The sequence below is a fragment of the Bacillus sp. BS1807G30 genome, assembly GCF_040047675.1.
GTDB lineage: Bacteria > Bacillota > Bacilli > Bacillales > Bacillaceae > Bacillus > Bacillus altitudinis.
On sequence record NZ_CP157353.1, the window covers coordinates 2450212 to 2475779 of the forward strand.

A 25568-nucleotide genomic window follows, 5' to 3' on the forward strand; every position below is an offset into this window, starting at 1 on the left:
TGTCCTCCTGTCTATCCGTTCTTTATTCTGAGAGCCATTTCGCTGCATCTTTTGCATGATACGTAATGATTAATTCTGCGCCTGCACGTTTCATGCTAGTCAGCATTTCAAGAACAAGCTCTTTTTCAGAAATCCAGCCATTTTGAGCTGCTGCTTTGACCATTGCATACTCTCCGCTCACATTGTAAGCAACAACAGGAAGTGTAAATTCATTTTTCACATCACGCATGATATCTAAGTATGAAAGTGACGGCTTCACAATCAGGAAGTCAGCGCCTTCTTCTACATCAGACTGCGCTTCTCTCAGTGCTTCTAAGCGGTTTGCAGGGTCCATTTGATACGTTTTACGATCTCCAAACTGCGGTGTGCTATGCGCCGCATCACGAAACGGACCGTAAAAAGCACTTGCATATTTCACAGCATATGACATGACAGGCACATGAACAAAGCCGGCCTCATCAAGCGCCTCACGAATTGCAAGCACAAAGCCATCCATCATATTTGATGGAGCAATGATATCTGCACCTGCACGAGCCTGACTGACAGCGGTTTTCGCTAAGAGCTGAAGAGATTCATCATTTAAAATTTCTCCATCTTCAACGATTCCGCAATGTCCGTGATCTGTATATTGGCATAAGCAAGTATCAGCAATGACCACAAGCTCTGGGAAATGCTTTTTGATTTCAAGCGTTGCTTTTTGAACGATCCCATGATCGTGATAAGCTTCACTGCCTACATGGTCTTTATGGTCTGGTACCCCAAAAACAATGATAGATTTAATCCCAAGGTCAACAAGCTCTTGGACTTCTTCTTTCACAAGATCAACTGAAATGTGATAGACACCCGGCATTGAAGGGACTTCTTTCCGGACATTCTCTCCCTCTACAAAAAAGATGGGATAAATGAAATCAGAGGGTCTTAAAAATGTTTCTCTCACCAATTCTCTCATTCCTGCGCTTGTACGCAATCTGCGGTGTCTGTTAAATTTCATCATTGGTTCAACTTCCTTTCAGATAAACGGCACATCAAATCAAGCATCCCGTCTATCGTATAAGTATCTGGGGTTTCAGAAGAAATCCCGTATTGAAGCAGTGCCTCTTGTGTAAGAGGACCGATGCTCACAAAACATGTGTCTGATGCAGCTAATCTATCGATATCAGCCTCCATGGCGTGCATAAAAGAATGAACAGTGGAGGAGCTTGTAAATGTAATAAAATCAAATGATTGCTCCATCATTGCCGACTTGAGTGCGATAATTCCGTCCTCATCCTTCACTGTTTCATATATAATCCACTCTTTTACGTCAATGCCAAGCGGAACGAGGGTATTCTTCACCACATCTCGTGACAGGTGGCCTTTTGCTACAAAGACACATTCTTCTGGGTGTACATGTTCAATTAAAGCATCTGCCAGTTCTTCTGCTATAAATCGCTCTGGAACCACATCCACTTTTAAGCCGTGCTGCATCAGATAGGCAGATGTTTTTTCACCTACAGCCGCCACTTTCAAGTGGGATAAGCTTTGATGTAATTGATGCTTCTCTATATAACTGAGAAAAAAAGACGCACCATTTACACTTGTAAACACAAGCCAATGGCTTGCTTCTAAGTCTTCTAAAAATGCCTTCGCTTTTTCTTTTGTAAGCGTTGGTTCAAACCTGATAAGAGAGGTTAAAATAGCATGGCCGTTCAGCGCTTCAATTTTCTGCTGAAACGCACCCGCTTGACGTTCATTTCGAGTGACAAGCACCGTCTGTCCGTAAAGCGATTTGGCTATCGTCATTGGGAAGACAGATCCTTTTTCACCTTGTCGATCAAATCCTTTGCTCCCTTATCAGCCATCTGCTTCGCACATGCTGTTCCGATTGCATCAGGGTCAGTACCTGTTACGGTTTCTCGAATAATCGTATGCCCATCCGCAGATGCCACAAGACCTGTCAATTCAATTTCATCACGCTCATTCATCGTTGCATAACCAGCGATCGGCACTTGACAGCTTCCATCCATTTGCTTAAGGAAGGCTCTTTCAGCAAGGACCGTTTTCTTTGTATACTCATTTGTGAATTGAGATAACAGCTGCAAGAGCTCTTCGTCATCTCCCCGGCATTCTATCGACAATGCGCCCTGCCCCACAGCAGGAAGGCAAGTATCAGGAGATAAAAATTCCGACACGACTTCTTGACTCCAACCCATTCTAGACAATCCGGCAGCCGCTAGAATAATCGCATCATATTCTTCATTTTTCAGTTTTTCGAGTCTCGTATCAATGTTTCCACGGATCCATTTAATCTCAAGATCTGGTCTCTCCTGAAGAAGCTGAGCACTGCGCCGTAAGCTGCTCGTTCCCACAATCGCTCCCTTTGGTAGTTCATGAAGACGGAGATGATCCTTTGAAATCAATGCATCCCGCACATCTTCACGCTCAGGAATACAGCCGATGACTAAACCTTCTGGAAGAGAAGCCGGCATATCTTTCATGCTGTGTACTGCCATATCGATGTCATGGTTCAGCATTGCCTGTTCAATCTCTTTAACAAACAGACCTTTTCCGCCAACCTTTGATAAGGTCACATCTAAAATTTGATCACCCTTTGTCACAATCTCTTTAATTTCAAAAGAATAAGAAGGGTTTAGTTCAGACAACTTTTGAATGACCCATTTTGTTTGTGTAATCGCAAGTTTGCTTCGTCTAGAACCTACTTTAATTGTACGCATTACGTCTTCCTCCCGACAATGCCCTTAAGACTCATCATTATTGAAACCAATGAAAGGTTGATAAGCTACCAAGCAGAAAATAATTGATCATCAGCACAAGAAATGAAGCGACATTCCAACGCGCCACGATTTTGCCTTGCATATTTCTCACCAGTCTAATGTATAAGTAAAAGCCGTATAAAAACAGCATAATAAACGAACCGAGCACCTTTGCATCTGTCCAGTACAACGTATCATACGAAATATATGCCCATATAATGCCAAGAATCAAACTAAGCAAGAGCATCGGTACGCCAATAATATTTAAGACATACGCCATATGATCAAGCTTTGATAAGTCTTCAATTCTCAAAAGCCATTTTCCCCATTTTTTCTTTTTCAGCAAACGATATTGAAATAGATAGAGTAGTGAAAAAGCAAATGAAAGTGAAAAAGCGCCGTATGATAAAATGGCCATCGTAATATGAATGACGAGCAGCTCACTCGTCAGCTTTCCCGTCAGTTCGGCAGAATGAAGATCGGATGGTGTAAAGGTGTGAATCGCCATCATGGAAAAACCAATCACATTTGTAAAAAAGACAATAAATTCAACGCGTAATACTTTTGTCAAAACAAGTGACAATGTCACAAGCACCCACGTATAAAAATATAACCCCTCTGCTACATTCAACACAGGGAATCGGTCTGTTTCCATCATAATATAAAACATGTAGACTGTTTGCAGCAGCCAGACAATAGAAAGCAACCAGAAAGCCATTTTTCCAGCCTTCCGGTTGTGTTGAAGAAAATCTATGAAATAGAACAAGACACTGAGTGCATAGATCAAGATCGTCGCTTCGCCTAGTCTCGCTACAATGGATTCCATCATCGCCTAATCACTCACTGGCAACTGTAGCAAGGCCTTGTGCCATATTTGTTTTAAACAGCTGAAATGCCCCTTGCTCCACCTGCATCGGCTCTGCCTTTTGCTCTTCATCTTCAACCTGTAAATCAAAGATTTCTTTAAAGAGTAAAAGTTTTTCCTCTGCATTCGGCTCCCCGGCAATTTCTTTGGCCTTTAAGATAGGATCTTTCAGCATTTGATTGATGATGCTTTTCGTATGTTTATTTAACAGCTTCATTTCACGATTTGTGAGGTTTGGAAGCTTTCGTTCGATGCTTTGCATCGTATCCGCTTGAATCGAGAGTGCTTTTTCTCTTAAAGCAGAAATCACAGGAACCACTCCGAGCGTATTAAGCCATTGCTTAAATTCCACAATTTCAGCTTCGATGAGAAGCTCCACCTCTTCAGCTACTGCACGTCGCTCTTTCAGGTTAGCTGCCACAATGCCCTCAAGGTCATCAATGTCATACAAAAAAGCACCTTCTACTTCAGAAATAGCTGGATCTAAATCACGCGGTACTGCAATATCCACCATGAATAGAGGTCTGCCTTTTCTCTGTTTGTTCGCTTTTTCGACCATTTCCTTTGTGATCACAAATTGTTTAGCCCCAGTAGAACTAATTAAAATATCCGCTTCCGATAATGTCTTTTCTAATTGATTCAAGCTCTTAGGCTCTCCTGAAAAACGGCCGGCCAGTTCTTTGGCCTTTTCGAACGTTCGATTGATAACTGTTACCTGGCCAATCCCTTGACCTTGAAGGTTTTGAGCCGCCAGCTCGCCCATTTTACCCGCACCAAGAATAAGGACATGCTTATCAGAAAGACGTCCAAAGATTTTTTTGGCAAGTTCCACTGCCGCATAGCTGACAGATACAGCATTAGACGCAATATCTGTTTCCGCATGAGAGCGCTTCGCAACTGTTACCGCCTGCTTAAATAAATAATTGAAAACGGTACCAATGGTCTTCTCCTCTTGAGCAACTTTAAAGCTTGAGCGCACTTGACCGAGTATTTGTGTTTCACCAATGACCATAGAATCAAGTCCACAGGCAACCCGGAATAAATGCTCCACCGCTCCATCATTTTCATAAAACTTCAAATATGGAGAGACATCTTCTTTTTCTAAACCGAACCAATCTGCTAAAAATCTTTTTATATAAAACCGACCAGTATGAAGCTGATCTACAACTGCGTAGATCTCTGTCCGATTACATGTTGAGATGACGATATTCTCTAGAATGCTTTTTTCTTCTTTAAGCTTGGACATCGCTGTTCCGAGCTCGCTCGGTTCAAAGCTCAGCTGTTCCCGTATCTCAACAGGGGCTGTTTTATAATCTAAACCCACAACAAGAATATGCATAACTTCAGCTTGCACCCCCAACGCCCTGTCTAATTTATAATAATTACAATATAGAATTAATTATTTATAATGATTATAACATATATTCATTTTTAACTGGATAAAAATTGTGAACAGATTTCAAAAATGTTGTGATATAGTAGAAAAATGTTCGACATCGAATGCCATATCATCACTTCAAGCAATTTACCAGATTTGGCGCGTGCGGACAAATGATCTGCTTATAAGAAGGTGACATCTTTGAAGAAGAAATCTATTTTGCTACCGCTCACTTTGCTGGCTGTAGCGCTATATGCCATTCTCTCAGGAGATCAATTTGACATTTGGAAAGATCAGGAGAAATGGTATACACTTGTACTGCTTTTTGGCCTTGCTTTCTTATATCAAGGAAAGAAGGAGCAGGAAACCTCTCATGTGTTTATCGGTATGCTCATGACAGGCCTTGCGCTACACTTTATCCTTCAGCCGAAATTAGAACACTGGCCAGATACATTTACGATGATTGTGTTCATCATCGGCCTCGCACTTTTGATGAAATCATCACAGAAAAAGGAATATCGAATAGAAAGTGTTGTTCTCATTGCACTCGGTCTATTCCTTTATTTCTTTCAACAAATTACGAAGCAACTTAGCACACTTTCCATCCCTACTTCCGGTTTTGAATTGTACTGGCCATATGTATTGATTGCCGTCAGTCTCCTCTTATTATTTTTAAAAAGGAAATAACTTATACAATAAAAAGGCATCTGCATATAGCAGATGCCTTTTTTTAGCTGTTAATCTTCGCAAGGATCGCATTCCAGGCTTCGTCTTTTCCCTTTTTTGTTTCAGAAGAGAAAAGGATTAATTCATCTGAAGGGTCAATGTCGAGTGTCTGTTTGACGACTTTCGCATGCTTTTCCCATTTGCCTTTTGGAATTTTATCGGCCTTTGTTGCAATAATGATCACAGGAACTCCATAATATTTAAGAAATTCATACATGTTCACATCATCTGCGGATGGCTTATGACGCAGATCCACAATTTGGACGACTGCTTTTAACTCTTCACGCATTGTAATATACGTTTCGATCATTCTCCCCCATGCTTCGCGCTCTGTTTTTGATACTTTGGCAAAGCCATAACCTGGGACGTCCACAAAATGGAGCATATCATTAATAATGTAAAAATTAAGCGTCTGGGTCTTTCCTGGTTTAGAAGACGTACGCGCTAAATTTTTCCGATTAATCAATGAGTTAATGAACGAGGACTTTCCAACATTTGATCGTCCAGCAAGTGCGATCTCAGGCAGTCCCCCGCTCGGGTACTGCTCTGGTTTCACCGCACTAATGACGATATCTGATTTTGTTACTTTCATCTTCCCTCTCCTACTAACGCTTTCTCAAGCACCTCATCTAAATGTGAAACCGGAATAAAAGTTAATCCTTCTCTCACACTTTCAGGAATATCATCAATATCCTTCTCATTGTCCTTTGGAAGAATAATCGTTTTCAGTCCTGCACGATGTGCGCCTAATGCTTTTTCTTTTAATCCGCCAATCGGAAGCACTCTTCCTCTTAACGTAATTTCTCCTGTCATGCCAACCTCTTTTGAAACAGGACGTCCTGTGAGTGCTGATACAAGAGCCGTCGCAATGGTAATACCAGCTGATGGCCCATCCTTTGGAACCGCCCCCTCTGGAACATGGATATGAATATCGTGCTTTTCATTAAATTGAGGATCAATGTTCAGTTCATCTGCTTTTGAACGAATATAACTGAATGCCGCCTGCGCAGATTCTCTCATGACATCACCGAGCTTACCTGTTAGCAAAAGCTTGCCTTTACCCGGCGAGAGTGAGACCTCGATGGACAAGGTGTCTCCGCCAACTGTGGTATATGCAAGGCCTGTGACAACGCCGACCTGATCTGTCGTTTCCGCCTGACCATAACGGTAAAGTCTTTTTCCGAGGAATTCAGATAAGTTCTTTTCCGTCACTGTGATGCGTTTGCGGTCTTCAGCCACAATTGCTCTTGCTGCTTTTCGGCAGATCGCCGCAAGCTGACGCTCTAACCCGCGGACTCCTGCTTCTCTCGTGTAATAGCGAATCATATCGTAAATCGCTGCTTCACGAAGCTGCAAGTTCCCTTTCTTTAATCCGTGCTCCTTTAGCTGCTTCGGCAGAAGGTGATCTTTCACAATTTCTGCTTTTTCAACTTCCGTATACCCTGCAATCGTGATAATCTCCATTCTATCACGAAGTGGACCTGGAATGGTTGCTAAATTGTTGGCAGTTGCGATAAATAACACTTGAGACAAATCAAATGTCTCTTCAATATAGTGATCGCTAAAGTTATGATTTTGCTCTGGATCTAACACTTCAAGCATCGCAGAAGACGGATCTCCTCTAAAGTCAGAAGACATTTTATCAATTTCATCTAAAAGAAAGACCGGATTCATCGTGCCCGCCTTGCTCATCCCGCGAATGATACGGCCCGGCATCGCACCTACATAGGTTCTTCGATGACCACGGATCTCAGATTCATCACGTACACCGCCAAGAGAGATACGGATAAACTTTCGATCGAGTGATTTGGCAATGGATTTAGCAAGTGACGTCTTCCCTACCCCAGGAGGTCCTGCCAAGCAAAGAATCGGTCCCTTTAATGAATTTGTTAGTTTTTGAACAGCAAGATATTCGAGTACCCGCTCTTTTACTTTTTCAAGCCCGTGGTGCTCGTCATCTAAAATTTCGCTTGCAAGCTTTAAATCTAGACGATCTTCTGTATATGTGCCCCACGGCAGATTGATCAGCCAATCAATATAATTGCGAATGACAGAACTCTCAGCAGAGCTTGAAGGGATTTTTTCATAACGGTTCAGTTCTTTTAAAGCCGTTTCACGAACGGAATCTGGCATGCCGGACTCTTCAATTTTAGCCATAAGCGTACTGACTTCGCCTGTTTTCCCCTCTTTGTCTCCAAGCTCTTTTTGAATAGCTTTCATTTGTTCACGCAAATAATATTCTTTTTGCGTTCGCTCCATTGAACGTTTGACACGCTGGCCAATTTTCTTTTCAATCTCTAGCACTTCTTTTTCATTGTGAATGAGACTGATGACCCGATTCAACCGTTTTTTGACATCGACTGTTTCCAGCACTTCTTGCTTGTCTTTTAATTTCAAAGGTAGGTGGGAAGCGACGATATCCGCCATTCTTCCAGGTTCTTCAATATCCGTCACCGTTGCATATGTTTCAGCTGAGATTTTTTTTGAAATTTTTATGTACTGATCAAAGTGATCTAACAAAGTGCGCATGAGTGCTTCTGCTTCTGCGTCCTTTAATTCTTCTTCTGTCAACTCTTTAATATCGACTGACGTATAGTCTTCTAGCTCCATGTAGGATTCGATCTGCGCTCGATTTAAGCCTTCGACGAGCACTCGGATCGTTCCATTTGGCAGCTTCAGCATTTGTTTAATTTTTGTGTAGGTGCCGACTTTGAAAATTTCCTCTTCACCTGGTTCATCTATTGAAATTTCCCGCTGTGTTGCTAGAAAAATCATATGATCGTTCATCATGGCCTGTTCTAATGCTTGAACAGACTTTTCGCGCCCAACGTCCAAATGCAAGACCATTGTTGGATAAACAAGCAAGCCTCGCAGCGGAAGGAGCGGAACATTCTTTTTGATTTCATCTGCCATGTTGATAGACACCTCCGTCACTAGTATGAATCATTATAATATACCTGTTTCAGTCTTGTACAATGTAAAAGACTTGAGAAATGATGATCTTACCGTAGTATACCCTTTCTTTTTATCTTGAAAAAGAAAAAAAGATCTATTTCACTAAAAAATCCCCATATGAGATGGGGATTAAACAGATTTCCTTTTCATTTCTTCTTCTAGTCCATCTTTCTTCTCATCTGGCGGATTGACCAAACACTGATCCAGCACTTCTTGGAAGTGCTTCACAGGCACAATCGTAACCCCTTCAATCTCTTTTAAGATCGACTGCTGATTGTCATAAGGGATGATCACTGTTTTGACACCTGCTTGTTTGGCTGCCTTGATTTTTGGTATGACACCGCCGATCGGCTTCACCTGACCTTGTAATCCAATCTCACCGGTCATCGCCGTTAAATGATCAATCGGGATTTGATGAATGGCTGAGAAAATGGCTGTGGCCATCGCAATTCCAGCAGACGGCCCATCAATCGGGGCACCCGCCGGAAAATTAATGTGGATATCATATTCATTTGTTCGTATGCCTAAGTTTCGAAGCACGGTTAATACATTTTCAACTGAGCCCTTCGCCATACTTTTCCGTCTGATCGATTTAGACTGATTGCCGATGCTTTCTTCTTCCGCAATACCTGTAATATTGATACTGCCTTTTTCAAGCGCTTTACAAATGTTCACTTCAATTTCAAGCAGAGCCCCGCTGTTCGGTCCATACACGGCAAGACCATTTACTACTCCTACCTTTGGCTTTTCCGGTACTTTTTGTTCATATCTTGGTGTCAGCTGGCTTGAATGAATGACCCATTCTACATCGGCGATCGTAATATCTTTTCGGTTTTCAGTGACAGCCATACCTGCGGCGATCTGTACCATGTTGACCGCTTCACGTCCATTTTTCACATAAGATGTTAACAGGTTCAGTCCTTCGTCACTTAATTCCTTCTGTATTTTCTCGACTGCTTTAGCTGCAACAATTTTCAGCTCATGCTGATCCAAATCCTTGAAGAAAATCTCCAAACATCTTGATCGAATAGCCGGCGGAATTTCGTCTGGTGTTCTTGTCGTGGCGCCAATCAGTCGAAAATCAGCGGGTAACCCATTTTGAAAAATATCATGGATGTGATTCGGGATTTGCGTATTTTCTTCACTGTAATAAGCACTGTCTAAAAACACTTTTCGATCTTCTAGCACTTTGAGCATTTTGTTCATTTGAATCGGATGAAGTTCTCCAATTTCATCGATAAAGAGCACGCCGCCATGAGCATGTGTGACGGCTCCTTGTTTCGGCTGCGGAATGCCTGCCTGTCCCATGGCCCCTGCTCCTTGATAAATGGGATCATGTACGGAACCAATTAAGGGGTCTGCGATGCCTCGTTCATCAAATCTTGCCGTTGTGGCATCAAGTTCAACAAATACTGCATCTTTTTTAAATGGTGAATCAGCGTGACGCTTCGCCTCTTCCATCACTAGACGAGCAGCAGCTGTTTTTCCAACACCAGGCGGTCCATAGACGATGACATGTTGCGGGTTCGGTCCACACAGGGCAGCTTTAAGTGCACGTATACCGTCTTCCTGCCCTACAATATCTTGAAACCCCTTTGGCCGGACTCTCTCTGATAAAGGTTCACTCAGTTTAATGGATCGCATCTTTCTGAGTGCTTCCATTTCTTTCTTTGATTCTTTATCGATCGTCACCTTTTGTGTGCGCTGATTTTTCAGTAAGTTCCAAAAGTACAACCCGATGACGATACCAAAGAACAGTTGTATGAATAATACGATTCCTGTCCAGCTCAATCGGTGCTCCCTCCTTCATCTATCGTTATGTATTGGTTTCTGTCTGCTAGTATTTCCTAGAGCTGGACGGAATAAACACAACTTCCACGATAAATAAAAAACTCCTGAATCAAACGATTCAGGAGTCATCAAATGGGCTTATGCTGATGTTTTTGTATCTTTATTCACGACTGTACCGTCTTTTAAGACAAGACGAGGCGGCTCACCATCAGCAACCGTTGCACCAGTAATGACACATTTCTCAATATCATCACGAGATGGAAGATCAAACATCACATCAAGCATGATGCCTTCAATGATGGAGCGAAGACCGCGAGCTCCTGTTTTACGCTCAATTGCTTTTTTCGCAATTTCGCTAAGAGCATCTTCTTCAAACTCAAGCTCAACATCATCAAGCTCAAGCATTTTTGTATATTGCTTAACGAGCGCATTTTTAGGCTTCGTCAAGATTTCTACAAGTGCTTTTTCATCTAACGGCTCTAGGCTTGCAATAACCGGAAGACGACCGATGAATTCTGGGATTAAACCGAAGCGAAGTAAGTCTTCTGGCAGAACTTTTGATAGAAGGACTTCTTTTTCAAGATCTTCAATTTTATTTTCCGCACCGAATCCAATGACTTTTTGACCTAGGCGGCGTTTGATGATTTGCTCAATGCCGTCAAAGGCTCCACCACAAATGAAGAGGATATTTGTTGTATCAATTTGAATGAATTCTTGATGAGGATGTTTACGTCCACCTTGAGGCGGTACACTAGCGACTGTTCCTTCAAGAATTTTCAAAAGGGCTTGCTGTACACCTTCCCCAGATACATCACGAGTGATAGAAGGGTTTTCTGATTTTCTTGCTACTTTATCGATCTCATCAATGTAGATAATGCCTTTTTCAGCTTTTTCTACATCATAATCTGCTGCTTGGATCAGCTTTAGTAAAATATTCTCTACGTCTTCCCCAACGTAACCTGCTTCTGTTAAAGACGTCGCATCTGCAATCGCAAATGGAACATTTAAAATACGTGCAAGCGTTTGAGCAAGTAATGTTTTACCGCTTCCTGTAGGTCCAATCATAGAAATGTTACTTTTCGAAAGCTCAACATCATCAATCTTACTGTTGGAATTAATCCGCTTGTAATGGTTATAAACCGCTACAGCTAAGGATTTCTTCGCATTCTCTTGTCCGATGACATATTCATCAAGAATTTCCCGGATTTCATGAGGTTTCGGAACATCCTTGAATTCAACTTCTTCCTCAGTACCGAGCTCTTCTTCAACTATTTCCGTGCAAAGCTCGATACATTCATCACATATATATACGCCAGGTCCTGCGACCAGTTTACGCACTTGATCTTGCGTTTTTCCGCAAAACGAGCATTTTAATTGACCTTTTTCCTCGTTGAATTTAAACATTCTTTCACCCCTTATTCTTCTTCACTTGCCTGTAGCTAACAGTCAGCTACCCTTCTGGGTCCAGTATGTATGCATTTTACCATACTTTCCTAAAAGACGGTAATGATGTGTTTGTAACACTGCACATTGAGATATGTATGACAGAAAGATGCGACTTACACTATCGTTTCCAAAAGAAGCGATGATAAGTCAAAAATTGTACAAAACAAGGCACGAGTCACTCGCGCCCTGTTTTATTATTATGCACCATATTAACGGTTTTCTACAAGAAAATCAATTGCTTTACGAACTTTTAAATCTTCTTTCATTGCTTCAGTAGAACCGATCGCTTGTTTGATATTTTCAACTGGCATGTTGTATGCTTCAGCCATTTTTGAAAGTTCTTCTTCCACTTCTTCATCAGACACTTGTAAGTCTTCTGCAGCAGCAATTGCTTCAAGAGTAAGATTAGATTTTACGCGTTTAGCAGCATCTTCTTTCATTTGCTCTTTTAGCGCATCTTCATCTTGTCCAGAGAACTGGAAGTAAAGCTCAAGGTTCATCCCTTGCATTTGAAGACGTTGTTCGAATTCTTTCATCATGCGGTCTAGCTCAGTGTCAACCATCGCTTGAGGAACGTCAACTTCCGCATTTTCAGAAGCTTTTGCTACTAGCTCTTCACGAAGTTTGCCTTCTGCTTCGTTTTCTTTTGCTTCTTCAAGACGTTTCTTCGTTTTTTCAGTTAATTCAGCAATCGTTTCTACTTCTTCATCAACATCTTTAGCGAACTCATCGTCAAGTGCTGGAAGTTCTTTTGCTTTGATTTCATGAATTTTCACTTTGAATACAGCTGGTTTACCTGCAAGGTCTTCAGCATGATATTCTTCTGGGAATGTCACTTCAACGTCTTTTTCTGCACCTGCTTCAAGACCAACCAATTGCTCTTCGAAACCAGGGATGAATGAACCAGAACCTACTTCAAGAGAGTAGTTCTCAGCTTTTCCGCCTTCGAATGCTTCTCCATCAACGAATCCTTCGAAATCTAGAACAACTGTATCGCCGTTTTCGATTGCGCCTTCTTCTTTGACAACAAGCTCAGCTTGACGGTTTTGCATAGCTTTTAACTCTTCTTGGACATCTTCATCAGATACAGATGTGTCGTCTTTTTCTACGTTAAGACCTTTGTAGTCACCAAGTTTTACTTCTGGCTTCACTGTTACTTTTGCAGTGAAGATTAAGCTTTCGCCTTTTTCGATTTTCTCAACATCGATTTCAGGGCGGTCAACCGGCTCGATACCAGCTTCGTCGATTGCTTTCGGATATTCAACTGGAAGAAGAATATCTAGTGCATCTTGATAAAGAGATTCTACTCCAAAACGCTGCTCGAAAAGACCACGTGGTACTTTCCCTTTACGGAATCCAGGGATTGATACTTGCTTAACTACTTTCTTAAATGCATCATCAAGTGCTTTGTTAAATGTTTCAGCGTCAACTTCTACTGTTAAGACACCTTCGTTACCTTCTTGTTTTTCCCATTTTACTGACATGTGTGTTTCCCTCCAAAAATCTATTCAGATTGTGCGTTGTTACATTCTAAAGCATCATAAAGACTTCGTCCAATCAAAAACCACGCACTCCGCTAAAGAAGCGGTCTTATGTATACAACATTTGACTTGATTATACATAACGTCTTTCAACCGTTGGAATCTTACAACCGCACGATATATGCACAAATACAACCATTATATTATAACATAACAAGTCCGTCTTTCAACTAAATCGACAAATTACAAATAAGAAATTTCTTCAATATCTTTCAGCATTGTACAAGCTTCTCTCAGCTCTCGTTCGTTAAAATCATACAATAAATGCAATTCTTCGAGGTCAATCTCGATTCCATGCATTTCATAGCCGACTTTATGAAGTGCCGCAGCCCAAAGATTCGGATCCGTATATTTAGGAAGAAATGGATATAGCACAAATAAGTGCCGGCGCCATAACTCTTCAACCCCTTGGTAAAGGGTTGGGTTCTCATTGCCGAGTGTGTCATCGAGCTTTCGAAGGACTTGCTGAAGCAGTGGCATTTGCTCTGGCTTGACAGCCTCAGAAGGAACAAGCGTTAAAGAATCACCGAACTTCGTCACATGAACCGGCTTTGCCACATCATGATCTGACAGAAGTTGCAGGATCAATGATTTGACCAAAGGGTTTCCATCAGGCTTTTGTAGGATCGTATTTAATAGACCCATATGCGGCGTGATGTTTCGGTCTTTCAGCGAATGGATGAACTGCACCTGCTCTTCTGGCCGCTCGAGCATTTCATCTATATTGATTTCTCCGCTGCCTTCCTCGTCTTCGTCTAAAATCTCTTCTGGTGATTCAATCATCTTTCTGCTAAATTCAAGCAGCTTATAAAAATGCTCCGCGCTTTCTGCTGGAAGGTGATTTTCTTCAAGGACAGCCTCAATTGTTTGTTTGACTTCCTCGTACTCTTTCAGCTGAATTAAGATGGTCATATACACTTGAAGCACAGTGAAATAGTGTCCATATCCTTCATGTAGCATCTTTTCACATACTCGCTTTGCATCCTGCAGCTCACCAAGCTCTAGAAAACAAATCGCCATACCGAGATGAATATCGGATTCTTCATCGTCATCATACGATTTCGCTTCTGAAAATAAGTGAAGCGCCTCTTGATACTGTTTATCTTTTAATGCTGCCATTCCTTTTTCAATCAGTCTTTCTTTCAGACCAGGAAACAAAATGACATTATCTTTCTTCTTGTCATGTTTCATGCTTACGTTCCTTTCGGGCGCATATTTTTTATCAGTTTACCAACGAAGGTTAGTAAACACAAGTAACGAGAGGTTTTCATGCAAAAAAGAAGCCGTCACACCACGGGGACGGCTTCTCGTTGTTTATGCACGCAGCCAGCTGCTACGTTTCTCTTCAAATGCCTGAATCTCATCTTCTAGTAACAATGTTAATGAAATCTCATCATAGCCATTCAGGAGCATTTCTCTCCAGTGTGGATCTACATCGAAAGGAGTAACATTCCCTTCATGGTCTTGAATCTGTTGTTTTTCCAGATCAACTGTCATTTCATATCCTTTGTTTTCATATGATGCAGCAAACGTTTTCCACACATCATAATCAAGGCGGATTGGAAGCATCCCATTTTTAAAACAGTTTTGATGAAAAATATCGGCGAAAGATGGGGCAATGACAATTTTGAAGCCATAATCATCAAGTGCCCAAGGCGCATGTTCCCTTGATGATCCGCAGCCAAAGTTTTCGCCTGCGATCAAAATAGAGGCTCCTTCATAAATCGGCTGATTGAGTTCAAAATCTGGATTCGGACTGCCATCTGCTAAATATCGCCAGTCAAAAAAGGCAAATCGGCCATATCCTGTTCGTTCGATTCTTTTCAAAAACTGTTTCGGAATGATTTGATCTGTATCTACATTAATACGGTTAAGCACAGCGGCTTTTCCTTTATGAGTGACTAAAGGCTCCATCTATGACACAACTCCTTACACGACTGTTTTCTCTTGATTAAACTTCCTGACATCGACAAATCGGCCATGTATGGCAGCCATTGCAGCCATTGCCGGGCTGACTAGATGCGTTCTTGCACCCTTCCCTTGACGTCCCTCAAAGTTACGGTTTGATGTAGATGCACAGCGTTCACCTTCTGGGACCACATCGTTATTCATACTGAGGCACATACTACAGCCAGATTCTCTCCATTCAAATCCTGCTTCTAGGAAAATTTCATGAAGACCTTCTTCTTCTGCTTGCAGTTTGACACTTTGTGAGCCAGGAACCACAATCGCTCTGACATGATCAGCTACTTTTTGTCCTTCAATCATAGAAGCGGCTTGGCGTAAATCAGTCATTCTTGAGTTCGTACATGAGCCAATAAACACATGCTCAATCGTAATATCTTCAATACGCTGATGCGGGTGAACCCCCATGTATTCATAAGCACGCTTTGCTTCTTTTTGGTCATCTTCTTGTGCAAAATCTTCAGGTCCTGGAATTGCTGCATCCACAGGGAGCACCATTCCTGGGTTAATTCCCCACGTGACCATTGGTGAAATATGATTTCCATCTAAAACAATGGTTTTATCATAGGTCGCACCCGGATCTGTTCTTAGTTCTTTCCATTCTTTGATCGCTGCTTCGAAATCTTCACCCTGCGGTGCGTATTTGCGTCCGCGGCAATATTCAAAGGTCACTTCATCAGGTGCGATCAACCCTGCTCTTGCGCCTGCTTCAATTGACATATTACAAACGGTCATCCGCTCATCCATTGACATGTTTCTGAATACTTCCCCAGTGTATTCAATGACATAACCTGAACCGAACTTCACGCCATGTGCGCCAATGACTGCTAAAATGACATCTTTGGCTGTTACCCCTTTTTGAAGCGTTCCGTCTACTCTAATTTCTAGTGTCTTCGGACGCTGCTGCCAAAGTGTTTGTGTGGAAAGCACATGCTCAACCTCACTTGTGCCAATCCCAAAGGCAAGTGCACCAAATGCGCCATGAGTAGATGTATGACTATCTCCACACACGATTGTTTTCCCCGGAAGTGTTAAACCAAGCTCTGGTCCAACGACATGAACGATTCCTTGGTCTACACTGTGAAGGTCAGCTAGACGGACCCCGAATTCAGCACAGTTGCGCTCTAGAGCACTGACTTGCTTCTTCGCAATCTCATCTTTGATCACAAATCGATTCACAGTCGGAATGTTGTGATCCATCGTCGCAAATGTGTTTTGTGGTCTTCGCACCTTGCGCCCTTTTTGTCTTAATCCTTCAAATGCTTGAGGTGACGTCACCTCATGCACCAAGTGCAGATCAATATATAAAAGGTCTGGTTTTCCCTCGCCATTTTTGACAACATGCTGATCCCATATTTTTTCGATGATTGTTCGAGGCATAACCCTTTTTCCTCCCTCTACCTAATTCAACAAGATTTCTATTTATACAATTGATTTCGTACGTTGTTTGAGTGCATCTACAACGGCTTTCGTGATATCATCAGTCGTTTCATACGTTCCCTCTTTTGATGCTAGGTCCTTTGTTCGTTTGCCAGAGGCAAGAACGGCTTCCACAGCTGCTTCAATTGCAGCCGCTTCTTCTTCTAAAGCAAAGGATGTTCTAAGCAAGCTGGCTGCTGACAATATAGTAGCCAGAGGGTTTGCGACATTTTGCCCCGCAATATCGGGTGCTGAACCATGAATCGGCTCATATAAATGAAGGCCGGTGCTTGATAAACTAGCAGATGGCAGCATGCCGAGTGAGCCAGTAATCATAGATGCTTCGTCACTTAAAATGTCACCAAACATATTCTCTGTCACGATGACATCAAATTGAGCGGGCTTATAAATTAGCTGCATCGCGGCATTATCGACGAGCATGTGCTCATATGCGACATCTGGATATTGGGATGCAACTTCTTCTACCGCATCCCGCCATAATTTACTCGAAGCGAGAACATTCGCTTTATCCACAGACGTTACTTTTTTCCGTCTCGTTAACGCCATGTCGAACGCTTCTTTTAATACACGAACAATCTCTTCCTTTGTATAAAGAAGTGTATCAACCGCAGCTTCTTTTCCTTCATCATCCGTGTAGCGCTCACTTGGTTCGCCAAAGTAGAGGCCTCCAGTTAATTCACGAACAATGACGAAATCCACTCCACTAATGTGATCTTGTTTTAACGGTGAAGCCTCACTCAAGCTATCAAATACTTTGACAGGGCGGATGTTCGCAAATAAGTCCAGCTGCTTGCGAATGGAGAGCAAGCCTTTTTCTGGGCGAAGTTCTGGCGGGTTTTGATCCCACTTTGGTCCGCCAACGGCTCCTAATAAAATCGCATCTGCGCTTTTGCACACTTCTACTGTTTCTTTAGGGAGCGGATTGTTTTTTTCATCTATCGCTATACCGCCAATGAGAGCTGTTTCGAATTCAAATTCGTGTTGAAATTGAGCCGCTGTCTCTTTCAGGACAGCGACGGCTGATGTGACGACTTCCGGTCCGATTCCATCGCCGGGCAAAAGTGCAATTTTCTTTTTCATGAGTCCCTTCCTCCTTTCTTATGAGATGGCGTGATGTTTCTCAATTTCTATTAGGTTTGATTTAAAGATTAAATGTCTATTCACTGCATTGACGTAAGCTTTAGCCGATGCTTCCAGCACATCTTGCGCTACACCGCGTCCTGCTGTTTCTTTTCCTTCTATTGAAACAGTGACATATACTTCCGCTAGTGCGTCTCTGCCTTTTCCATTGGATTGAATACGATAATCTAGCAAATGAATTCTTTCCTCCATACAGCGCTCAAGCGTGTTGTACACAGCTTCTACACTGCCTGCACCTGTAGCTGCTTCTTGAATGACTTCCTGCGTTTCTTGATTTTTAAGAGAGACTGTTGCTGTCGGCATTTGCTCTGTCCCATAGTGAACTTGAAGACTTTCAAATTCATAGCCGATTTTACGGTCTGCTACTTTTTCTTCTAATATAATAGAGATCAAATCATCATCTGTGATTTCTTTCTTCTTCTCTGTTAAGTTCTTAAAAGTTTCGAAGAACTTATTGATTTCTTCTTCAGTCAATTTAAAGCCGAGTGTTTTTAAGCGGTCTTTAAACGCGTGTCTTCCGGAGTGTTTACCAAGGACAAGCACATCTGTTGTGACGCCTACAAGCTCTGGAGAGATAATTTCATAGGTTGTTTTTTCTTTGAGGAATCCATCTTGGTGAATACCTGATTCATGGGCAAATGCATTGTTTCCAACGACTGCTTTATTACGCGGTACAATCATACCTGAGTATTTGCTCACTACATCACTTGTGCGCTTAATTTCATTCAACTGAATAGTTGATTCGACTTGGTAAAAGTCTTTGCGAATATGAAGGGCAACTGCAATTTCTTCTAAAGCAGCATTCCCTGCGCGCTCTCCAATACCGTTGACAGCTGTTTCAATTTGATCTGCTCCATTTTCAATGGCAGCAAGTGAGTTCGCTACAGCCATTCCTAAATCATCATGACAGTGTGCTGACAAGATGACTTGATCGATATTTGGAACGTGTTCCTTCATATATTTAAAGATATTTCCGTACTCTTTTGGTGCTAGGTATCCAACAGTATCAGGCAAGTTAATGACACTTGCGCCTGCGTCGATCACTTTTTCTACAATTTCTGCTAGGAAAGAAAGATCTGTTCGGCATGCATCTTCTGCTGACCACTGAACAACTGGGAAGCGCTCTTTCGCGTATTTCACCATTGAAACAGCTTGTTCAACCACTTCTTCACGTGTTTTCTTTAGTTTATGCTTGAGGTGAATGTCAGAAGTCGCAATAAAGACGTGTATTCTTGGTTGAGCTCCATCTTTTAATGCGTCCCATGCAGCATCAATGTCACCTTTCACACATCGTGCAAGTCCTGCAACTGAACAGTTCTTAATCGTTCTTGCAATTTCTTGTACGCCTAAGAAATCCCCTCGGGATGAAGCGGGAAAACCCGCTTCAATGATATTAACCCCAAGGCGCTCAAGCTGCTTAGCAATGATTAGCTTTTCTTGTGCATTTAAGTTCACTCCTGGTGATTGCTCTCCATCTCGAAGTGTTGTGTCAAAAAAATTAATTTTTCGCACCGACGCTCACCGCTTCCTTTTTCTTTCCTTGTTTAACGAAAGGCATCATTTCACGAAGCTTTCTTCCGACGATTTCAATTTGGTGCTCATTTTCATTTGCATTGATCGCATTGAAACGTGGACGATTCACTTGGTTTTCAACAATCCATTCTTTCGCGAATGTTCCATTTTGGATGTCAGTCAAGACTGCTTTCATTGATTCTTTTACTTTTGCATCCACAACGCGTGGTCCTGATACGAAGTCACCCCACTGCGCTGTATCAGAGATTGAATATCTCATACCTTCTAATCCTTCTTCATACATAAGGTCAACGATCAATTTCAGTTCATGCAGACACTCGAAGTATGCAAGCTCTGGCTGATACCCAGCTTCTGTTAATGTTTCAAAACCTGCTTTAACTAATGAAGTAAGACCTCCACAAAGAACTGCCTGCTCACCGAATAGATCCGTTTCTGTTTCTTCTTTAAATGTTGTTTCAAGAACGCCTGCTCTTGCTCCGCCGATTGCTTTTGCATAAGCAAGTGCTTTGTCTTTCGCTTGACCTGATACATCTTGATAAATAGCAAATAGTGCAGGTACACCAGCGCCTTGCTCATATGTTCTTCTGACAAGATGTCCTGGACCTTTTGGAGCCACAAGATACACATCTACGTCACTTGGAGGAACAATTTGATGGAAGTGAACGTTGAATCCGTGTGCGAATACAAGAGAGTTGCCAGCTTCTAATTGATCTTTGATTTCTTCATCATATACTTTCTTTTGCTGTTCGTCAGGAAGTAATACCATGACGACATCTGCTTGTGCTGCTGCTTCTTTTACTGTGAATACTTGATGACCGTCTTCTTGTGCTTTTGTATAAGATCCGCCTTTTCTCACACCGACAATCACATCTACGCCGCTCTCTTTTAAGTTCAATGCATGTGCATGACCTTGTGATCCGTAACCAATGATAGCTACCTTTTGACCGTTTAATACGTTTTCTTGAATATCACCGTTATAATATACTTTTACCATTTGACTCTCTCCTTTTGTTTAGACAATTGAAATTGTTTTATTTGTTTGCGGCTTTTGCTGATTATCTCTCGCAAAGGCCGTGGTGCCAGTTCTGGCGACTTCTTTAATGCCGTATGGCTTAAGTAATTCAATGAGTGCTTCAATTTTTGAAGACTCACCTGTCACCTGAATGACGACACTCTCTCTGCTCACATCTACAATAGAAGCCCTAAACGGTTCAATGACCCCCGTGATCTCCATTCTAGATGCTGGTGCAGATACGACTTTTATCAAAGCCAGCTCTCGCTGAACGATTGATTGGTTTGTAATATCCGTTACTTTGAGGACATCGATTTGTTTGTTCAGCTGTTTTGTCAGCTGTTCGATGTCTTTCTCTTGGTCTACATGGACGACGAACGTGATGCGTGATACATCTTGAATCTCAGAATGGCCGACCGTAATGCTTTCAATGTTGTAGTGTCTTTTCGTAAAAAGGCCTGTGATTCTGTTCAGTACGCCTGATCGATTTAATACAGTCAACACAATAATTCTTTTCAAGGTTTCACCCCCACCATCTCATGAAGTCCTTTCCCCGGTGCTACCATCGGGAATACTTTCTCATCTCTCGCTACATTGACATCGATGAAAACAGGCTCTCTAGACGTTAATGCTTCTTCGAGCTTTTCTTGCGCCTCTTCGTCTGATGAGATTCTGATCCCTTTAATGCCATAAGCTTCAGATAATTTCACGAAGTCTGGCTGCTCTGAAAATTTAGAATGTGAGTAGCGTTCTTCGTAAAAAATTTCTTGCCATTGTCTTACCATTCCAAGACTGTGATTATTGAGAACAATCACTTTCACTGGAAGGTTCAGCTCACGGATAACGGCAAGTTCTTGCAGGGTCATTTGAAAACCTCCGTCTCCTAAAATCGCCACAACCGTTGCCTCTTGATCAGCTAGCTGCGCGCCAATCGCTGCCGGTAAACCAAATCCCATTGTGCCAAGCCCACCAGATGTCACCCACTTATCGGCATTTTCAAATGGATAGAACTGTGCAGCCCACATTTGGTGCTGTCCGACATCGGTTGCCACAATGGCTTCACCTTTTGTAAATTGATGAATGTATTCGATCAGCTTTTGAGGCTTAAAGCCTTCAGCTTCGTTTTCGACATACCAGAGTGGATATTCTTCCTTCCACTGATTTAGCTGGCTCTTCCACTCGTCTGATTCACCTTGTTTCCCGTCCTGTTTGATCAGTTCTTGAAGCACTAGCTTACTGTCACCAACAACTGGGATATGGGTGTGAATGTTTTTACCAATTTCCGCTGGGTCGATGTCAATATGAGCCACCTTCGCATGCTTTGCAAAATGATTGAGGTTGCCGGTTACCCTGTCATCAAATCTCGCTCCGATTGAAATGAGTAAGTCACATTGATGTAGTGCCATGTTCGCTGCATATGTGCCGTGCATACCCGCCATTCCTAGGAAAAGAGGATGCTTTGCCGGGAATCCGCCAAGCCCAAGCAATGTATGAGCGACAGGGATTTGCTGCTGCTCTACATATTGCCTTAATTCTTCCGACGCTTTGCCATGAAGAACGCCAGCTCCTGCTAGAATAACTGGTTTCTTTGCTCTGCTTACAGCTTCTACTAACTTGCGAATTTGCAAATAATTCGGCTCAATTTTCGGCTGATAACCAGGCAAATCAATTGGCTGATCGTATTCAAATGTCCCTTCAATACCAGCGACATCTTTTGGAATATCAATCAAGACTGGACCAGGTCTGCCGGTTGTTGCGATGTGAAATGCCTCTTTAATGACACCCGGTAACTCTTCTGGACGTCTCACTTGATAGCTGTGTTTTGTGATTGGCATTGTGATACCAAGTACATCTGCTTCTTGGAATGCATCTGATCCAATGACTGAGGTTGCCACCTGTCCAGTGAAGATAACCATAGGTAGTGAATCAATCATCGCATCTGCAATTCCTGTGACTAGGTTTGTTGCCCCCGGTCCTGATGTGGCAATAACAACGCCTGGTTTACCAGATACTCTTGCGTATCCCTCCGCTGCGTGAATCGCTCCTTGCTCATGTCTTGGCAGAACATGAAATAAACCAGAATCGTAAATTTTATCGTAGATTGGTAAAACGGCTCCGCCAGGATAACCAAAAATGACTTCTACTTTTTCTCTTTTGAGTGCTTCAATTAACATGAGTGCACCGTTCATCGTTTGTGGTGCATTTGATTTTTCCGTCTCCATTTGTACATTTGTCCCCATTTGATTTCCTCCTCTTTGTCTTGCTTCAGTCAAGTCCTTTCACCCTTTTCCATTCAAGATAGAGATATGAGACCATATAAAAAAGCCTTCTCACCCCACAATGACACTACTTTTCACTAGGTCAAAGGGGCGAAAAAGCTTTGTTTTTCGCGGTACCACCCTTGTTCACGGCAAATCATGCTGCCGTCTCATGGACATCTTTCATCCATTTTGGTAACGAGTGATGCAATGTCACTCGGTCTGCCCTACTATCATTTCAAGCAGACACTCAGAGGTGAGTTCACTTTAGAAAGTAACACCGGTTTCCAGCTAGCACCGGCTCTCTGTAGATACTGACTCTAAAGCTACTAGTCCTCTTCAACGTTTATCGATATCTATTTAGCTTGCGTGAATGTTTTCATCGGTAAAGACTACTTTTTCTCCTTCTTCAACGACTCGCTTGCGGAATTGTTCAAGAAGTTTGTTTGTGTGGAACCCTGGTTTTCCTTCGCCAATGATACGGCCGTCAACTTTTACAACAGCGATGACTTCGGCAGCGGTTCCTGTCAGGAAGACTTCTTCAGCTGTATACACATCATGCCTTGTGAAAGGTTCTTCTTTCACTTCGTAGCCTAAGTCTTCTGCGATTTCCATGATGGCATTTCTTGTGATGCCTTCAAGTGCGCCGATATAACCTGGCGGTGTATAAAGCTTGCCTTTTTTATAAATAAACACGTTGTCCGCTGAACCTTCAGCCACATACCCTTGATCGTTCAGCATCAGCGCTTCACTCACACCGGCCATATGGGCTTCAATTCGGACAAGAATGTTATTCAAATAGTTTAATGATTTCACTTTCGGACTCAATACGTCAGGACGATTTCGTCTCGTTGGTACTGTCACAATATCAATACCTGTTTCATATAGGTGCTTTGGAAAGATGGCCAGCGGCTCTACAATGATCACTGTGTTGGCTCTCCCGCAGTTGTTTGGATCTAAGCCAAGATCACCGGCTCCTCTTGAGACAACAAGGCGGATATAGGCATCTTTTAGGCCGTTCCTTTCAACTGTATGAATCATTTTTTCAGTGAGCTCCTCAAGTGAATATGGAATGTTCAGCATAATGGATCTAGCGGAATCATACAGGCGATCTAAGTGTTCTTTCATTCGAAAGATATTTCCGTTATATACACGTATTCCTTCGAACACACCGTCACCATATAAGAAGCCATGATCATAAACTGAAATTTTCGCATGCTCTTTTTTCACGAGTTCATCGTTTAAAAAGATCCACTGTTCCTTTTGGTCTTCCATCTTCAGTGAGCACCCTCTCTTTCAAACAAAAAGTAGTTGAATTTTCAGACACTTTATATTGAAGTGTCTCACGCTTACTCTGCGTGTCTGTTTGCTTTTGTTGAACCCATCTTACGCCGCTTTCCATACAGTGTCAACAGCATTTTTAAAATTATTAGACAATTTAGACTAATCAAAATAAAATGTATACGCTTACACCTTTGCTAGACAAGGAATGAAAAAACTTAAAATTTTTTGTATTTTTTCTTCAATTTATTTACTCTACATGAACGGTTTTCTTTTGAACAAGCTTTTGTGATATTTTTTCACATGGTTTTTGAAGAATATTGTGAGATTTCATTGCGTTTGTTTTTTCCTTCAGCATGCCTTTCTAAAGCGTTTTCCTATGAATTTGTGATAGAATGAGAGCATCTAATAGAAGGAGGGCAATACATGGCTAACATCAGAGGTTATATCGGAACGTATACAAAGGGAGACAGTAAAGGAATCTATTCTTTTACTTTAAATACGGACAAGCAGCAGATTGAACAAGTAGAAGTGGCTGCAGAACTTGAAAATCCTACATATTTAACTGTCTCAGATTCTCAAAAGTTTGTGTATGCTGTTGTGAAAGAAGGGGCACAGGGCGGTCTTGCTGCGTATCAAATTGATGCCGACACCGGCGCACTTCGTTTCATCAACCAAGAGCTTGCCGATGGGGCTTCTCCTTGTCACGTCAGCGTGGACAGCCAAACGAAAACGGCGTTTACAGCAAACTATCATAAAGGAACAGCAGAGATGTATGAAATTGATGCTGAAAACGGCTCAGTGATCCGCACACTGTCACAGGCGCAGCATGAAGGCACTGGACCAAACGAAGACCGTCAAGAAAAACCGCACACCCACTTTATGGGTTTGACGCCTGATGAACAATTTGCGGTGGCTGTTGACCTTGGCACAGACGGTATTTATACGTATAAGAAAGAAAACGGCAAACTTGAGCTTGCCCATACATTTGAAACAAAACCAGGCAGCGGCCCTCGTCATATCACATTCCACCCAACGAAACCTGTGGCATATGTCATGACAGAGCTCAGCTCAGAGGTCATTGTACTTCGTTATTTTGAAGATGGTCATTTCGAAGAGATCCAAACGATCGCAACCATTCCTAATGACTTCACAGAGAATAATCAAGGCAGCGCCATTCATGTGTCTTCTGACGGTCAATTTGTGTATGCAGGAAATCGTGGACATGACAGCATTGCCATTTTCAAAGCAGATCATGACGGCAAACTAAGCCTCGTTGAAATTGCTTCATCTGAAGGAAATTGGCCTAGAGACTTTGTCCTTGATCCAACAGAAGAATTTCTCGTTGGTTCAAACCAAGAATCTAGCAATCTTGTGTTATACAAACGTGACAAAGAAACCGGTCGACTCACTGTCTTACAATCAGACATCACCGTTCCGCATCCGGTTTGCGTGAAATTTTTAGGGTAATGAAAAAAGCCTCC

The 25568-nt window shown here is 42.2% G+C and carries 21 protein-coding genes and 1 other annotated feature; of the genes, 2 read left to right on the forward strand and 19 right to left on the reverse strand.

The features are described 5' to 3' along the window. Nucleotides 1-22: 22 nt before the first annotated feature. The 5 genes from hemB to hemA are packed head-to-tail and all read right to left on the reverse strand — an operon-like array spanning nucleotide 23 to nucleotide 4957. Nucleotides 23-994: a porphobilinogen synthase gene (gene hemB / locus ABG082_RS12645; RefSeq protein ID WP_025207726.1), complete on the reverse strand. Its 972-nt coding sequence runs from the start codon at nucleotides 992-994 to the stop codon at nucleotides 23-25. Further along, the gene (locus ABG082_RS12650) at nucleotides 991-1782 is read right to left on the reverse strand and encodes a uroporphyrinogen-III synthase (RefSeq protein WP_272511758.1); all 792 of its coding nucleotides are present in this window, start codon (nucleotides 1780-1782) and stop codon (nucleotides 991-993) included. Before ABG082_RS12650 ends, hemB begins: the two co-directional genes overlap by 4 nt. Then, nucleotides 1779-2714: a hydroxymethylbilane synthase gene (gene hemC / locus ABG082_RS12655; RefSeq protein WP_108611475.1), complete on the reverse strand. Its 936-nt coding sequence runs from the start codon at nucleotides 2712-2714 to the stop codon at nucleotides 1779-1781. The genes ABG082_RS12650 and hemC overlap by 4 nt, the downstream gene beginning before the upstream one ends. Before the next feature lie 37 nt (nucleotides 2715-2751). Then, entirely contained in the window at nucleotides 2752-3582 is an 831-nt protein-coding gene (locus ABG082_RS12660; protein WP_008342830.1) for a cytochrome c biogenesis protein, read from the reverse strand. Nucleotides 3583-3589: 7 nt separating this feature from the next. After that, a complete protein-coding gene (gene hemA / locus ABG082_RS12665; RefSeq protein WP_024718410.1) occupies nucleotides 3590-4957 on the reverse strand; it encodes a glutamyl-tRNA reductase in 1368 nt (455 codons plus the stop codon). A gap of 240 nt (nucleotides 4958-5197) precedes the next feature. On the opposite strand from hemA, the gene ABG082_RS12670 reads away from it, so the two are divergent. After that, nucleotides 5198-5683, forward strand: a complete 486-nt coding sequence (locus tag ABG082_RS12670) for a hypothetical protein (protein WP_017358144.1) — start codon at nucleotides 5198-5200, stop codon at nucleotides 5681-5683. Nucleotides 5684-5726: 43 nt separating this feature from the next. On the opposite strand, the gene yihA is transcribed toward ABG082_RS12670, so the two are convergent. The 14 genes from yihA to ilvE all read right to left on the reverse strand — a co-directional run bounded on the left by yihA (nucleotide 5727) and on the right by ilvE (nucleotide 24078). Then, nucleotides 5727-6314, reverse strand: a complete 588-nt coding sequence (yihA, locus tag ABG082_RS12675) for a ribosome biogenesis GTP-binding protein YihA/YsxC (RefSeq protein ID WP_007501562.1) — start codon at nucleotides 6312-6314, stop codon at nucleotides 5727-5729. Further along, a complete protein-coding gene (gene lon, locus ABG082_RS12680; RefSeq protein ID WP_007501564.1) occupies nucleotides 6311-8635 on the reverse strand; it encodes an endopeptidase La in 2325 nt (774 codons plus the stop codon). Before lon ends, yihA begins: the two co-directional genes overlap by 4 nt. Nucleotides 8636-8806: 171 nt before the next feature. Then, nucleotides 8807-10468, reverse strand: coding sequence for an ATP-dependent protease LonB (gene lonB, locus ABG082_RS12685; protein WP_007501566.1), 1662 nt, complete (start codon nucleotides 10466-10468; stop codon nucleotides 8807-8809). A gap of 138 nt (nucleotides 10469-10606) precedes the next feature. Then, nucleotides 10607-11872 carry an ATP-dependent protease ATP-binding subunit ClpX gene (gene clpX / locus ABG082_RS12690; RefSeq protein WP_007501568.1) on the reverse strand — a complete coding sequence of 422 codons (1266 nt, stop codon included), beginning with the start codon at nucleotides 11870-11872 and terminating at the stop codon, nucleotides 10607-10609. A 251-nt stretch (nucleotides 11873-12123) separates the two neighbouring features. Next, nucleotides 12124-13398, reverse strand: a complete 1275-nt coding sequence (gene tig / locus ABG082_RS12695; RefSeq protein WP_017358146.1) for a trigger factor — start codon at nucleotides 13396-13398, stop codon at nucleotides 12124-12126. A 240-nt stretch (nucleotides 13399-13638) separates the two neighbouring features. Beyond that, entirely contained in the window at nucleotides 13639-14646 is a 1008-nt protein-coding gene (gene ddcA / locus ABG082_RS12700; RefSeq protein WP_008342841.1) for a DNA damage checkpoint antagonist DdcA, read from the reverse strand. A gap of 123 nt (nucleotides 14647-14769) precedes the next feature. After that, the gene (gene leuD, locus ABG082_RS12705; protein ID WP_008342843.1) at nucleotides 14770-15369 is read right to left on the reverse strand and encodes a 3-isopropylmalate dehydratase small subunit; all 600 of its coding nucleotides are present in this window, start codon (nucleotides 15367-15369) and stop codon (nucleotides 14770-14772) included. A gap of 15 nt (nucleotides 15370-15384) precedes the next feature. Next, complete coding sequence (gene leuC, locus ABG082_RS12710) at nucleotides 15385-16800, reverse strand: 3-isopropylmalate dehydratase large subunit (RefSeq protein ID WP_007501575.1); 1416 nt, start codon at nucleotides 16798-16800, stop codon at nucleotides 15385-15387. A 42-nt stretch (nucleotides 16801-16842) separates the two neighbouring features. Further along, nucleotides 16843-17940, reverse strand: coding sequence for a 3-isopropylmalate dehydrogenase (gene leuB, locus ABG082_RS12715; RefSeq protein WP_046344144.1), 1098 nt, complete (start codon nucleotides 17938-17940; stop codon nucleotides 16843-16845). Nucleotides 17941-17958: 18 nt separating this feature from the next. Next, nucleotides 17959-19512, reverse strand: coding sequence for a 2-isopropylmalate synthase (locus ABG082_RS12720; RefSeq protein ID WP_008342850.1), 1554 nt, complete (start codon nucleotides 19510-19512; stop codon nucleotides 17959-17961). Further along, nucleotides 19499-20527, reverse strand: a complete 1029-nt coding sequence (gene ilvC, locus ABG082_RS12725; RefSeq protein ID WP_007501581.1) for a ketol-acid reductoisomerase — start codon at nucleotides 20525-20527, stop codon at nucleotides 19499-19501. The genes ABG082_RS12720 and ilvC overlap by 14 nt, the downstream gene beginning before the upstream one ends. Nucleotides 20528-20545: 18 nt before the next feature. Further along, nucleotides 20546-21064, reverse strand: a complete 519-nt coding sequence (gene ilvN / locus ABG082_RS12730) for an acetolactate synthase small subunit (RefSeq protein WP_007501584.1) — start codon at nucleotides 21062-21064, stop codon at nucleotides 20546-20548. Beyond that, the gene (gene ilvB / locus ABG082_RS12735; protein ID WP_008342854.1) at nucleotides 21061-22785 is read right to left on the reverse strand and encodes an acetolactate synthase large subunit; all 1725 of its coding nucleotides are present in this window, start codon (nucleotides 22783-22785) and stop codon (nucleotides 21061-21063) included. The genes ilvN and ilvB overlap by 4 nt, the downstream gene beginning before the upstream one ends. Nucleotides 22786-22907: 122 nt before the next feature. Beyond that, nucleotides 22908-23155 (reverse strand) — a binding site (T-box leader). Nucleotides 23156-23163: 8 nt separating this feature from the next. Continuing rightward, on the reverse strand, nucleotides 23164-24078 hold the full coding sequence (ilvE, locus tag ABG082_RS12740; protein ID WP_060781250.1) for a branched-chain-amino-acid transaminase: 915 nt from the start codon (nucleotides 24076-24078) through the stop codon (nucleotides 23164-23166). A 432-nt stretch (nucleotides 24079-24510) separates the two neighbouring features. Here ilvE and ABG082_RS12745 point away from each other — a divergent pair, with 432 nt between their 5' ends. Next, nucleotides 24511-25554, forward strand: coding sequence for a lactonase family protein (locus tag ABG082_RS12745; RefSeq protein WP_008342861.1), 1044 nt, complete (start codon nucleotides 24511-24513; stop codon nucleotides 25552-25554). Nucleotides 25555-25568: the final 14 nt, after the last annotated feature.

Coding starts and splice junctions, on each gene's coding strand:
- hemB (WP_025207726.1), bottom strand. CDS start 994: ATGATGAAATTTAACAGACACCGCAGATTGCGTACAAGCGCAGGAATG.
- ABG082_RS12650 (WP_272511758.1), bottom strand. CDS start 1,782: ATGACGATAGCCAAATCGCTTTACGGACAGACGGTGCTTGTCACTCGA.
- hemC (WP_108611475.1), bottom strand. CDS start 2,714: ATGCGTACAATTAAAGTAGGTTCTAGACGAAGCAAACTTGCGATTACA.
- ABG082_RS12660 (WP_008342830.1), bottom strand. CDS start 3,582: ATGATGGAATCCATTGTAGCGAGACTAGGCGAAGCGACGATCTTGATC.
- hemA (WP_024718410.1), bottom strand. CDS start 4,957: ATGCATATTCTTGTTGTGGGTTTAGATTATAAAACAGCCCCTGTTGAG.
- yihA (WP_007501562.1), bottom strand. CDS start 6,314: ATGAAAGTAACAAAATCAGATATCGTCATTAGTGCGGTGAAACCAGAG.
- lon (WP_007501564.1), bottom strand. CDS start 8,635: ATGGCAGATGAAATCAAAAAGAATGTTCCGCTCCTTCCGCTGCGAGGC.
- clpX (WP_007501568.1), bottom strand. CDS start 11,872: ATGTTTAAATTCAACGAGGAAAAAGGTCAATTAAAATGCTCGTTTTGC.
- tig (WP_017358146.1), bottom strand. CDS start 13,398: ATGTCAGTAAAATGGGAAAAACAAGAAGGTAACGAAGGTGTCTTAACA.
- ddcA (WP_008342841.1), bottom strand. CDS start 14,646: ATGAAACATGACAAGAAGAAAGATAATGTCATTTTGTTTCCTGGTCTG.
- leuD (WP_008342843.1), bottom strand. CDS start 15,369: ATGGAGCCTTTAGTCACTCATAAAGGAAAAGCCGCTGTGCTTAACCGT.
- leuC (WP_007501575.1), bottom strand. CDS start 16,800: ATGCCTCGAACAATCATCGAAAAAATATGGGATCAGCATGTTGTCAAA.
- leuB (WP_046344144.1), bottom strand. CDS start 17,940: ATGAAAAAGAAAATTGCACTTTTGCCCGGCGATGGAATCGGACCGGAA.
- ilvC (WP_007501581.1), bottom strand. CDS start 20,527: ATGGTAAAAGTATATTATAACGGTGATATTCAAGAAAACGTATTAAAC.
- ilvB (WP_008342854.1), bottom strand. CDS start 22,785: ATGGGGACAAATGTACAAATGGAGACGGAAAAATCAAATGCACCACAA.
- ilvE (WP_060781250.1), bottom strand. CDS start 24,078: ATGGAAGACCAAAAGGAACAGTGGATCTTTTTAAACGATGAACTCGTG.
- ABG082_RS12745 (WP_008342861.1), top strand. CDS start 24,511: ATGGCTAACATCAGAGGTTATATCGGAACGTATACAAAGGGAGACAGT.